Consider the following 12,340-nt stretch of genomic DNA (forward strand, 5'->3'; position numbering starts at 1 on the left):
TCGTGGTTGCGCAGGAAGATGCCCCACTGGCAGCCGGAGGGGATGGCGGGGGTCTTGGCGAGGATTTCCGAGACGGGGTAGCGGGATTCCCGGCGTACCGCCATGAAGATCCGCGGCATGACGGGGAAGTGGAACGCCATGTGGCACTCGTCCCCGCCGCTGCGGTAGTCGCCGAAGTAGTCGACGACGTCCTCGGGCCACTGGTTCGCCTCGGCCAGCAGCACCGTGTCCGGATACTGCGTGTCGATCTCCTTGCGCACCCGCTTCAGGAAGTCGTGGGTCGCGGGCAGGTTCTCGCAGTTGGTGCCCTCACGCTGGTAGAGGTACGGCACCGCGTCCAGCCGGAACCCGTCGATGCCCAGGTCCAGCCAGAACCGGAGCGCGGAGAGGATCTCCTCCTGGACGGCCGGGTTCTCGTAGTTGAGGTCCGGCTGGTGCGAGAAGAACCGGTGCCAGTAGTACTGCTTGCGGACCGGGTCGTAGGTCCAGTTGGAGACCTCGGTGTCGACGAAGATGATCCGCGCGTCCTGGTACTGCTTGTCGTCGTCCGCCCAGACGTAGTAGTCGCCGTAGGGGCCGTCGGGGTCCTTGCGGGACTCCTGGAACCACGGGTGCTGGTCGCTGGTGTGGTTCATGACGAAGTCGATGATGACGCGCATGCCGCGTTGGTGGGCGGCGTCGACGAACTCCACGAAGTCGGCGAGGTCGCCGAACTCGGGGAGGACGGCGGTGTAGTCGGAGACGTCGTAACCGCCGTCCCGCAGTGGGGACTTGAAGAAGGGCGGCAGCCAGAGGCAGTCGACGCCGAGCCACTGCAGGTAGTCGAGTTTCGCGGTCAGGCCCTTGAGGTCGCCGATGCCGTCGCCGTCGCTGTCCTGGAACGAGCGGACCAGGACCTCGTAGAAGACGGCGCGCTTGAACCAGTCCGGGTCCCGGTCCCTGGCAGGTGTGTCCTCGAAGGTGTCCGGGACGGGTTCGTTGACGATCATTGTATGGGTGACCCTCCGATCCGCGGGGACGGTCGCAGGACGGTGAGGATGTGCGCGGCCCGGTGACCCGGTTCCAGGCGCACATAGTTGGCCCTGCCCCAGTTGTAGGTTTCGCCGGTGAGCTCGTCGCGCACCGGCACCGACTCGTGCCAGTTCAGGCCGAGTTGCGGCATGTCCAACGAGACCGTGGCCTCCTGGGTGTGGTGGGGGTCGAGGTTCACGACCACCAGAACCGTGTTCGATCCGCTCCGCTTGCTGTAGGCGATCACCGCGTCCTGGTCGGCGTGGTGGAAGTGGAGGTCGCGCAGCTGCCGCAGGGCCGGGTTCTCCCGCCGGATTGTGTTGAGGCGGGTGATGAGGGGGGCGATGCCGTCGGTGTCGGCGCGGGTCCAGTCGCGGGGTTTGAGCTGGTACTTCTCCGAGTCCAGGTACTCCTCGCTGCCCTCCTTCAGCGGGGTGTTCTCGCAGAGTTCGTAGCCGCTGTAGATGCCCCAGGTGGGGGAGAGGGTGGCGGCCAGGACGGCCCGGGCCTCGAAGGCGGGCCGGTGGCCGTGCTGGAGGTAGGCGTGCAGGATGTCCGGGGTGTTGGCGAAGAAGTTCGGCCGCATCCACGCCGCGGACTCGCCCGACAGCTCGGTGAGGTACTCGGTGAGTTCCTGCTTGGTGGTGCGCCAGGTGAAGTACGTGTAGGACTGCTGGAAGCCGGTCTGGGCCAGGGTGCGCATCATCGCGGGCCGGGTGAACGCCTCGGCCAGGAAGATCACGTCCGGGTCGGCCGCGTTGATCTCGGCGATCACCCGCTCCCAGAAGACGACCGGTTTGGTGTGGGGGTTGTCGACGCGGAAGATCCGCACCCCGCACTCCATCCAGTGCCGCAGCACCCGCACGGTCTCGGCGACCAGCCCGTCCAGGTCGGCGTCGAAGGCGATCGGGTAGATGTCCTGGTACTTCTTGGGCGGGTTCTCGGCGTAGGCGATGGTGCCGTCCGGGCGGTGGTGGAACCACTCGGGGTGCTTCTCCACCCAGGGGTGGTCGGGCGAGCACTGCAGCGCGAAGTCCAGGGCGATCTCCAGGCCGTGGCGGCCGGCCTCGGCCACGAACCACCGGAAGTCCTCGACCGTGCCCAGGTCCGGATGCACGGCGTCGTGGCCGCCCTCGGGGGACCCGATCGCCCACGGCACGCCGACGTCCTCGGGAGTCGGGGTGAGGGTGTTGTTGCGGCCCTTGCGGAAGGTGGTCCCGATGGGGTGGATCGGGGGGAGGTAGACGACGTCGAAGCCCATCCCGGCGATCTCCGGGAGGCGGCGGGCGGCTGTCCGGAACGTGCCGTGCGGGCGCTGCGGTGTCCCCTCCGAGCGGGGGAAGAACTCGTACCAGGAGCCGTACAGGGCCCGTTCACGCTCCACCAGCAGCGGCAGCGGCTCCGAAGCCGTCACCAGCTCCCGCAGCGGATACCGCGCCAGGATCTTGTCGACCTCGGGCGTGAGGGCGGCGGCCAGGCGCCAGGGGGCGGGCCGTTCCTCGTCGCGGAGGGCGGCGGCCGCGGTCAGCAGGATTTCCCGTTTTTTTGCCTTCGGGACCCCGGCGGCGGCCCGTTCGTGGAGCCGGGCGCCCTCCTCCAGGACCAGTTCGGTGTCGATGCCCGCGGGTATCTTGATCTTCGCGTGGTGGCGCCAGGTGGCGACCGGATCTCCCCATGCCTCGACCTGGTAGGTCCAGCGGCCCGGTTTCCCGTCGGCGGTGACGGTGGCGCCCCAGCGGTCGGTGCCGGGGGCCAGTTCCCGCATCGGGGTCCAGGGACCCGGTCGGCCCTTCGGGTCCTTCAGGACGACGTTGGCGGCGACGGCGTCATGGCCCTCGCGGAAGACGGTGGCGGTGACCTCGAACGACTCCCCGGTGACCGCCTTGGCGGGCCGGCGTCCCTGCTGGACCAGCGGGCGGACGTCGAGGACGGGTATGCGGCCGACGGCGGTGGCCTCGTCCGCGGGGGGTGGCGCGCCGGGTGACGTGCGCCGGGTCGGAGGTGCTGACGGCTGGTGCGTGGCGGGCATGACCGCTCCTGTCCGCGACAACGAGGGTGTGGGCGGATGGGTGGTGGGGAGGTGGGTCCTGCGGGGTGTACCTGGTGTTGTACCGCTGTCTGGTGTCAGTGCTGTGTCTGTGGGGTGTACCGGAGGAGCCTTCCCACCCTATTCGGGTGGGCAATCCGGCACTTTGTTAACTACTCAGCCGTATGTCTACGCACAAGACCGGCCCCGTTCACGGCGAACGGGGCCGGTGGCGTGATCGCATACCAGAAACCGCTTTACGACTCCGGTGAACCGCCCTACGACTACGACTCCGGTACCCGCAGGAGCCTGTTCGGCGACCCGGGCCCCGCACCGGACACCTTCCCGCTCGCCGCCCGCGCAATCAGGGCCCTGGCGACCTGGGCGGGGGTGGCCCCGCGGTGCCCGGCGAGATAGAGGGCGGCGGCGCCCGCCACGTGGGGTGCCGCCATCGAGGTACCGGAGTAGGTCGCCCGCGCGGTGTCGCTCGCGTTCGAGTCCGAGGTGATCGCCACGCCCGGGGCGAACAGGTCGACGGCCGGACCGTAGTCGGAGAAGCCCGGGCGGGTGTCGGTGCGGTCGGTGGCGCCGACGGTGAGGGCCTGCGGCACGTCGGCCGGTGAGTAACGGGCGGCGGGCAGGCCGTCGTTGCCGGCGGCGACCGTGTAGGTCACGCCGGCCTTCATCGAGTTCCGTACGGCGGTGTCCAGTTGGGCGCTGTGGTAGCCGCCCAGGCTGAGGTTGGCGACCGCCGGTCTGCGGGCGTGCGCGGTGACCCAGTCGACACCGGCGATGACCTGGGCGGTGGTGCCCGACCCGGTGTCGTCCAGGACCCGCACGGAGACCACCCGGGCCCTCTTGGCGACGCCGTACCTGGTGCCGGCGATGATGCCGGCGACGTGGGTGCCGTGCCCGTTGCCGTCGCCGGCGGACCCGTCGTTCCCGACGAAGTCCCAGCCGTAGCTCGCGCGTCCGCCGAAGTCGGTGTGCGTGATGCGGACACCGGTGTCGATCACGTACACGGTGACACCCGCGCCCGCCGACCCCGGCGAGGTGTACGACCCGTTCAGCGGGAGTCCCGCCTGGTCGACGCGGTCCAGGCCCCAGGACGGCGGGTTCCGCTGGGTGCGCGTCAGCCGGACCCGGCTGTCCTGGACGACGGAGGCGACCCGGGTGTCCGCGGCGAGCCGTCCGGCCTGTGCAGCGCTTGCCGCGACGGCGTAGCCGTTCAGCACGGTGCCGTAAGTATGGCTAATTTTCGCCCCGTACCGGGTGGCGACCTCTCTTCCGGCCGCCGACGCCCCCTCGATCCCCTCCTTGAACGTCACCAGATAACTCCCGCCGACCGCTCCGGCCCGGCCGGCGCCGACGATGGTCCCCTCCGCTACGGCGTGCGCGGGCAGGGTGGCCGTCGACAGCACCGCGGCCGTCACGACCGCGGTCAAGCCCCCCACCAGACGCAGCCGCCGGCTACACGTCCGTCCCATGGCTGTGAGTCCCCCTCCTCAGCTCAGGGAGGCAGGGTCTCGTACAGGACGAAAGCCGACAAGAAGGCACCGGGGGACGACGGCCGGTCCGCACCACGTCCCAGCCCGTCCGGCGTCCGAGGACGAGGCCGTTCAGGCCGAAGCGGGGGTCTGGGGGCGGCAGCCCCCAGTGGCACCCCCGCACCGGTACTGTCGGACAGACGCCGAGCCGCACAGGGTTGTACGGCTCCCCTTGCGAACTGCACGAGGTGGAATGTGAAGGCGATCCGTCGGTTCACCGTCCGTCCCGTTCTCCCCGAACCCCTCCGCCCCCTCAGCGACCTGGCCCGGAACCTGCGCTGGTCCTGGCACGCCGAGACACGTGACCTCTTCCAGGCCGTCGACCCCGAGCGCTGGGCCGCCTCGGAGGGCGACCCGGTGCGGCTGCTCGGCAGTGTGCCGCCGGCACGCCTCGCCGAACTGGCCGGTGACCGCCGTTTCCTGCGCCGGCTGACCGCGGTCGCCGACGACCTGGGCGACTACGTGACCGGCGACCGCTGGTACCAGACCCGGCCGCAGTCGGCCGAACTCCCGGCCGCCGTCGCCTACTTCTCACCCGAGTTCGGCATCACGGCCGCCCTGCCGCAGTACTCCGGCGGCCTCGGCATCCTGGCCGGCGACCACCTCAAGTCGGCCAGCGACCTCGGCGTCCCGCTGATCGGCGTCGGCCTGCTCTACCGGCACGGCTACTTCCGGCAGACCCTGTCCCGGGACGGCTGGCAGCAGGAGCACTATCCCGTCCTCGACCCCAACGAACTCCCCGTGGCCCTGCTGAAGGAGGCCGACGGCACCCCGGCGCACGTCTCCCTCGCGCTGCCCGGCGGCAGACTGCTGCGCGCCCGGATCTGGCTGGCCCAGGTCGGCAGGGTGCCGTTGCTGATGCTGGACTCGGACGTCGAGGAGAACGACGTCGGTGAACGCGGGGTCACCGACCGGCTCTACGGCGGCGGCAGCGAGCACCGGCTGCTCCAGGAGATGCTGCTCGGGATAGGGGGCGTGCGGGCCGTACGGACGTACTGCAGGCTGACCGGCCACCCCGAACCGGAGGTGTTCCACACCAACGAGGGCCACGCCGGCTTCCTGGGCCTGGAGCGGATCGCCGAACTGGTCGCGGCCGGGCTCGACTTCGACGCGGCGCTGGAAGCGGTCCGGGCCGGCACGGTCTTCACGACCCACACGCCCGTCCCGGCCGGCATCGACCGCTTCGACCGCGAGCTGGTCGCCCACCACTTCGGTGCCGACGCCGAACTCCCCGGGATCGGGGTCGAGCACATCCTGCGGCTCGGCATGGAGACCTACCCGGGCGGCGAGCCCAACCTGTTCAACATGGCCGTCATGGGGCTGCGGCTCGCCCAGCGCGCCAACGGGGTCTCGCTGCTGCACGGCAACGTCAGCCGGGAGATGTTCTCCGGGCTGTGGCCGGGATTCGACCCCGACGAGGTGCCGATCACCTCCGTGACGAACGGCGTGCACGCCCCGACCTGGGTGGCCCCGGAGGTGGTCCGGCTGGGCGCCCGGCAGCTGGGCGACCGCCGTACCGAGGAGGCGCTGACCGTCGGCGGCCCGGAGCGCTGGGACGCGGTCGCCTCCGTCGCCGACGAGGAGATCTGGGAACTGCGCCGCGGTCTGCGGGAGCAGCTGGTGCTGGAGGTGCGGGAGCGGCTGCGGGCGTCCTGGCGGCAACGCGGCGCCGGTACCGCCGAGCTGGGCTGGATCGACGGCGCCCTCGACCCCGACGTGCTCACCATCGGGTTCGCCCGGCGCGTCCCCTCGTACAAACGCCTCACGCTCATGCTGCGCGACCGCGACCGGCTGATGGACCTGCTGACCCACCCGGACCACCCGATCCAGATCGTCGTGGCCGGAAAGGCGCACCCTGCCGACGACGGCGGCAAGCGGCTGGTGCAGGAACTGGTCCGGTTCGCCGACGACCCGCGGGTCCGGCAGCGGCTCGTCTTCCTGCCCGACTACGGGATGGCGATGGCGCAGAAGCTCCTGCCCGGCTGCGACATCTGGCTCAACAACCCCCTCCGCCCCCTGGAGGCGTGCGGGACGAGCGGGATGAAGGCGGCGCTCAACGGCGGCCTCAACCTCTCCGTCCTGGACGGCTGGTGGGACGAATGGTTCCAGCCGGACTTCGGCTGGGCGATCCCGACGGCGGACGGCGCCGGCACCGATCCCGACCGCCGGGACGACATCGAGGCCGCCGCCCTGTACGACCTCCTCGAACAGCGGGTCACCCCGCGCTTCTACGAGCGGGGCCGCACCGGACTGCCCGACCGCTGGATCGAGATGGTCCGCCAGACCCTCACCCTCCTCGGCCCCAAGGTGCTGGCGGGCCGCATGGTCCGGGAGTACGTGGAGCGCCTCTACACCCCGGCGGCCCACGCCCACCGGTCCATGACCCCGGACACGGCCCGTGAACTGTCCGTCTGGAAGGGCAGGGTGCGGGCGGCCTGGCACGGCGTCTCGGTGGACCACGTCGAGACGGCCACCGTGACGGCCACCGCCGAACTCGGCACCACCCTCGCGCTGCGCGTCCGCGTCCGACTCGGCGACCTCGCCCCCGACGACGTGGAGGTCCAGGCCGTCTCCGGCCGCGTCGACCCGGAGGACCGCATCACGGACGCGGCGACGGTCCCCCTGAAGCCGATCTCCGGCCCGGACCTGGAGGGCCACTGGACCTACGAGGGCCCCCTCTCCCTGGACCGCACCGGCCCCTACGGCTACACGGTCCGCATCCTCCCCACCCACCGCCTGCTGGCGTCCGGCGCGGAACTGGGGCTGGTGGTGGTGCCCGCGGAGGGGGCGGTCACGGGGGCCGGGGTGCTGATGCGCTGAGGCCCTGCGAGGTCCCGAGGGCGGGTGGTCTCCGCTCGCCCTCACGTCCGTCCGTCAGGAGTCTGCCGTCGGAGTCGCGTCAGAACTCCGGCGCCGGATCCGCGCAGAGGCGGCGCAGTACCGTCCCGCACCTGCGGGCGTACGCCTGCTGCAGCCCCCGGGTCGCGGCGCCGCCCGCGCGGGCGTACCACTTGGCGGGTCTGCTGAAGGCCGCGACCGTGAGCCAGACCGTGCCGTCGCCGGTGCGGTCGACGACGAAGGCCTCCTCGCCGCTCTCGGGGTGGCCGGCGAGGGTGCCGTAGGCCCAGCCGGCGCGGCGGGACTCCTCGGCCGTCCAGACGATCCGGCAGGGGGCCTTGATCAGGCCGGCCAGGGTGACGGTGACGTCGACGCCGGGGGCCGCGCGGTCGGCGGCGGCGTCGATGCCCACGCCCAGGGCGCGGTGGAGTTCCCAGGTGAGGACCGCCTCGGCGGCCCGGTGGAAGACTTCCTGGCCCTCGCCTATGCGCGTGCGCACGTGCAGCGGGTGGAAGCCCGGTGGGCAGGCGGCGAGGTTCTCCCGGGTGGCGCCGACCGCCTCGTACGTGAAGGACATGGGAGAGAGCGTAGGGCGGGCCCCCGGGACGACTTCTCCCCGGGGGCCCGCCCACAGCGCTGGGGGCGGGGTCAGCTGACGTTGACCGCCGTCCAGGCCGCCGCCACCGCGTTGTACTCGGTGGAGCCGGAGCCGTACAGCGCGGCCGCCGCGGACAGCGTGCCGGTGCGGGCCGACTTGTAGTTGGTGGTCGACGTGAAGTACGTCGTCAGCGCCTTGTACCAGATCTGCAGCGCCTTGTCCCGGCCGATGCCGGTGACCGTGGAGCCGTTGTACGTCGGGGAGTTGTACGACACCCCGTTGATCGTCTTCGAACCGCTGCCCTCCGAGAGGAGGTAGAAGAAGTGGTTCGCGACGCCGGACGAGTAGTGCACGTCCAGGTTGCCGACCGAGGAGGACCAGTAGTTGGCGGAGCCGCCGTCCTTGCTGGGCTGGTCCATGTAGCGCAGCGGGGTGCCGTCGCCGTTGATGTTGATCTTCTCGCCGATGAGGTAGTCACCGGGGTCGGAGGCGTTGGCCGCGTAGAACTCGACGCCGGTGCCGAAGATGTCGGAGGTGGCCTCGTTGAGGCCGCCGGACTCGCCGCTGTAGTTGAGGCCCGCGGTGTTGGCGGTGACGCCGTGGCTCATCTCGTGGCCGGCCACGTCCAGCGAGGTCAGCGGGTGGGTGTTGCTGGAGCCGTCGCCGTAGGTCATGCAGAAGCAGTCGTCGTCCCAGAACGCGTTGACGTACGAGCTGCCGTAGTGGACGCGGGAGTAGGCGCCGACACCGTCGTTCTTGATGCCGCTGCGGCCGAAGGTGTTCTTGTAGAAGTCCCAGGTCTCCTGCGCGCCGTAGGCGGCGTCGGCGGCCGCGGTGACGTCGGTGGTGGAGCTGGATGCGGTGCCGGTGCCCCACGTGTTGGTGGTGTTGGTGAACAGGGTGCCGGTGCCGGAGCTGGTGGTGTGCTTCAGGTTGTACGTCTTGTGGCTGCCGCGGGAGGCGTCGGTCAGCGAGTACGTCGAGCCCGACAGCGAGGTGGTGAGGCTGACCGTGCCGGAGTACAGGGTCTTGCCGGTGCCGGTGGCGTTCTCGACGCCCTGGTACTCGAAGAGCTTCTTGCCGGTGGCCGCGTCGGTGATGACGTGCAGCTTGTTCGGGGTGCCGTCGTCCTGGAAGCCGCCGACGACGGTCTCGTAGGCGAGGACGGGGGTGCCCGAGCCGGCCCAGATCACCTTGCGGGCGCCGTCGGCGGCCTGCTTGGTGGAGCCGAGGGTCTTCGCCGCGGTGAGCGCGGTCTTCTCGGCCTTGGCGGCGGTGACCTGCGGCTTGAGCGAAGCCACCTTGATGGTCGCCTTGGTCGCCTTGGTGACGCCCTCGGTCTTGCCGGCCTTCGAGGTGTGCACGACGATGTCGCCGCCGAGGACGGGCAGGCCCGCGTAGGTGCGCTCGTAGCGCGTGTGGACCGTGCCGTCGACGTCCTTCACGACGTCCTTGACGACCAGCTTCTCCTTGGTGCCGAGGCCTATCTGCCGGGCCGTCTCGGCGACGTTCGCGTCCGCCTTCTGGATCAGGGCGGTGCGGGCGGAGTTGGAGAGCAGCGTGGGGGCGGCGGCCAGCGGCTTCTTGTCGACGGCCGAGGCGTTCGCGGTCATACCCGTGGTGAGCAGGGCGCCGGCGGCGACAGCGGTGGCGATGGCCAGCGTGGTGCGCTTGTGACGCGCGTAGAGGGGGCTCACTCAAGCTCCTTCAGGATGTGGGGAGTCCGGGCTGGAATGGGGTTGCCTGCCCGGCTGTGGGGTGTGAAGTTGCTGTGCTGTGCGACGGGTGAAGGAAGAGTGACATCAAGGTCGCGTACATGTCAGGACCCTGAAGTGATGTTGGCCGAAAAGCAGGTGTTGGGTGAACGTTGCGGGCATGTAAAACGGGCGCCGCCCGAGGGGAGGACCCCTGCGGACGGCGCCCGGAGCGCGCGGTTGTTACCTGCGGTTACGGGAAGGTCAGCTTCCACCCGTTGATGGTGCCGACGTCCTGTGCGGCCTGGTCCTGGACCTTGAGTTTCCAGGTGCCATTGGCCGATTCCGACGAGGCGTTCACCGTGTAGGTGTCCGTCACGTTGTCCGCCGAGTCGGAGGAGCTGAAGTTCTTCAGGCGGTACGACGTCCCGGACGGGCCGACGAGGTCGATCACCAGATCGCCGCGCCACGTGTGGCTGATATTCGGCGTTACCTGCAAGTTGCTCGGCGCGTTCCCGGTCCGGCCGGAGACCGTGATCGACGAGGTGACCGCGGGCCCGTTGTCCGGGATCGACACGGCCGTGGTGCTCTCGTACGAGGTGCCCGTACCGCCGCCGCCACCGGAGCGCGCCCCGACCGCCACGGCCGCCCACGCGTCCTGCACCGCCTTGTACTCGGTGCTGGTGGTGCCGTACAGCTCACCCGCCGCCGCGAGGGTGCCGGTGCGGGCCGCCGCGTAGTTGGTGGTCGAGGTGAACTTGGTGGTGAGCGCCCGGTACCAGATCTGGAGGGCCTTGTCGCGGCCGATGCCGGTGTTCGGAAGGCCGTCCTTGGTGGGCGAGTTGTAGCTGACGCCGTTGATGACCTTGGCGCCGCTGCCCTCGCTCAGCAGGTAGAAGAAGTGGTTCGCGACACCGGACGAGTAGTGCACGTCGAGGCCGCCGACGGACGAGGACCAGTAGTCGGCGGAACCGCCGTCCTTGCTGGGCTTGTCCATGTAGCGCAGCGGGGTGCCGTCGCCGTTGATGTCGATCTTCTCGCCGATGAGGTAGTCGCCGACGTCGGAGGAGTTGGCCGCGTAGAACTCCACACCGGTGCCGAAGATGTCGGAGGTGGCCTCGTTCAGGCCGCCCGACTCGCCGCTGTAGTTGAGGCCGGCCGTGTTCGACGTGACGCCGTGGCTCATCTCGTGGCCGGCCACGTCGAGGGCGGTCAGCGGGTCGGCGTTGCCGGAGCCGTCGCCGTAGGTCATGCAGAAGCAGCCGTCGTCCCAGAACGCGTTCACGTACGAGTTGCCGTAGTGGACGCGGGAGTAGGCGCCGACGCCGTTGTTCTTGATGCCGCTGCGCCCGAAGGTGTTCTTGTAGAAGTCCCAGGTCTCGGCGGCCCCGTAGTGCGCGTCGGCACCCGCGGTGGCGGCGTTCGACGTGGTGCCGTTGCCCCAGGTGTTGCTCGACTGCGAGAACAGCGTGCCGGTGCCCGAGGTGCCGTGGTTCAGGTTGTACGTCTTGTGGCCGCCGCGGTCGCCGTCGGTCAGGTTGTACGTCGAGCCCGACTGGGTCGTCGACAGCGACACCGTCCCGCTGTACTGGGTGTTGCCGGTGCCGGTGACGTTCTCGATGCCCTGGTACTGGAAGAGCTTCTTGCCCGTGGCGGCGTCGGTGATGACGTGCAGCTGGTTCGGCGTGCCGTCGTCCTGGAAGCCGCCGACGATCGTCTCGTAGGCGAGGACGGGCTTGCCCGAGCCGGCCCAGATGACCTTGCGGGCGCCGTCGGCCGCGGACTTGGTGGAGCCCAGCGTCCTCGCGGCGGTCAGGGCGGTCTTCTCGGCGCTCGCCGCGGTCTTCGCCGGGGTGAGGTCGGCGACCTTCAGCGTGGCGTTGTTCGCCTTGATGACCCGCTCGGTGGCGCCCGACTTCGCGGTGTCCACGACCAGGTCGCCGCCGAGCACCGGCAGGCCCGCGTAGGTGCGCTCGTAGCGGGTGTGCAGGGTGCCGTCGGCGTCCTTCACGACGTCCTTGACGACCAGCTTCTCCTGGGTGCCGAGGCCTATCGCCTTGGCGGTGGCGGCCCGCTCGCCGCTCGCGTCGCGGAGCAGTTCCGCGCGCTGCGAGGGGGAGAGCTTGACCGCCGCGTGGGCCGGGTTGACCCGGCCGAGCTGCGGGGCGGCCGGGGCGGCGCTGGCGGCGCCCGACTGGACGGCCGCGGCGATCAGGGCGGTGACGCCCGCGAGGGCCACTGCTGCGGTACGGCGGTACGTGCTGTGGGGGGTGCGTCTGCGAGAGGAACTGCTTCTCAACACTGACTCCTTCTGCGTGGCCGCGGGTCGCACGGCCAGGGGAGATCCGGACGGCGGGTGGGCCGGCCGGGCAGAACTGGGCGGAACGCGGAACCGTGTGCGCGTGCAGTACCCGACCCGACAGCAGCGGCGTGGTGGAGCTGTGGGGTTGCTGTGAGTCGGCCGTGGGAAGAGTGGCAGCAGAAAACGCCACCTGTCAGGACCGCGTCAGAAACTTGGCCGGAAATCGTTCGTTGACCGGATGTTCAGGTTCGGTATGCGGACTGTTGGCCGGCGCGGTCGGAGCAGGGGCGGCGTAAAGCCCTCGTAAGTCCGAGGGAAAAGCCC

At 70.4% G+C, this 12,340-nt stretch carries 7 protein-coding genes; 1 reads left to right on the plus strand and 6 read right to left on the minus strand.

Going from position 1 to position 12,340, the window contains the following annotated elements; genetic code table 11:
- The 3 genes from ACFZB3_RS43750 to ACFZB3_RS43760 form a co-directional block, all read right to left on the minus strand.
- A partial coding sequence (locus ACFZB3_RS43750; RefSeq protein WP_391387885.1) for an alpha-amylase family glycosyl hydrolase occupies window positions 1-989 on the minus strand: 989 nt, incomplete at its 3' end.
- Window positions 986-3,040: a maltotransferase domain-containing protein gene (locus ACFZB3_RS43755; protein ID WP_391387888.1), complete on the minus strand. Its 2,055-nt coding sequence runs from the start codon at window positions 3,038-3,040 to the stop codon at window positions 986-988. The genes ACFZB3_RS43755 and ACFZB3_RS43750, both read right to left, overlap by 4 nt.
- A 281-nt stretch (window positions 3,041-3,321) precedes the next feature.
- Window positions 3,322-4,524 (minus strand): S8 family serine peptidase, encoded by a 1,203-nt coding sequence (locus ACFZB3_RS43760; protein ID WP_391387891.1) that lies wholly within the window; start codon window positions 4,522-4,524, stop codon window positions 3,322-3,324.
- Between the two features lie 255 nt (window positions 4,525-4,779).
- Between ACFZB3_RS43760 and ACFZB3_RS43765 the strand changes: the two genes are divergently transcribed.
- Window positions 4,780-7,404: an alpha-glucan family phosphorylase gene (locus ACFZB3_RS43765; RefSeq protein WP_391387894.1), complete on the plus strand. Its 2,625-nt coding sequence runs from the start codon at window positions 4,780-4,782 to the stop codon at window positions 7,402-7,404.
- A 79-nt stretch (window positions 7,405-7,483) separates the two neighbouring features.
- On the opposite strand, the gene ACFZB3_RS43770 is transcribed toward ACFZB3_RS43765, so the two are convergent.
- The 3 genes from ACFZB3_RS43770 to ACFZB3_RS43780 all read right to left on the minus strand — a co-directional run bounded on the left by ACFZB3_RS43770 (window position 7,484) and on the right by ACFZB3_RS43780 (window position 12,013).
- The gene (locus ACFZB3_RS43770; RefSeq protein WP_391387897.1) at window positions 7,484-7,999 is read right to left on the minus strand and encodes a DUF1990 family protein; all 516 of its coding nucleotides are present in this window, start codon (window positions 7,997-7,999) and stop codon (window positions 7,484-7,486) included.
- 71 nt (window positions 8,000-8,070) lie between these two features.
- Complete coding sequence (locus ACFZB3_RS43775) at window positions 8,071-9,717, minus strand: M4 family metallopeptidase (RefSeq protein ID WP_391387899.1); 1,647 nt, start codon at window positions 9,715-9,717, stop codon at window positions 8,071-8,073.
- 250 nt (window positions 9,718-9,967) lie between these two features.
- On the minus strand, window positions 9,968-12,013 hold the full coding sequence (locus tag ACFZB3_RS43780; protein WP_391387902.1) for a M4 family metallopeptidase: 2,046 nt from the start codon (window positions 12,011-12,013) through the stop codon (window positions 9,968-9,970).
- Window positions 12,014-12,340 lie beyond the last annotated feature (327 nt).

It is taken from the genome of Streptomyces sp. NPDC008092, assembly GCF_042957285.1.
Lineage (GTDB): Bacteria > Actinomycetota > Actinomycetes > Streptomycetales > Streptomycetaceae > Streptomyces.

Excerpts from the sequence above, each read along its gene's own strand:
- ACFZB3_RS43770 (WP_391387897.1), bottom strand. The coding sequence starts at position 7,999 with ATGTCCTTCACGTACGAGGCGGTCGGCGCCACCCGGGAGAACCTCGCC.
- ACFZB3_RS43760 (WP_391387891.1), bottom strand. The coding sequence starts at position 4,524 with ATGGGACGGACGTGTAGCCGGCGGCTGCGTCTGGTGGGGGGCTTGACC.
- ACFZB3_RS43755 (WP_391387888.1), bottom strand. The coding sequence starts at position 3,040 with ATGCCCGCCACGCACCAGCCGTCAGCACCTCCGACCCGGCGCACGTCA.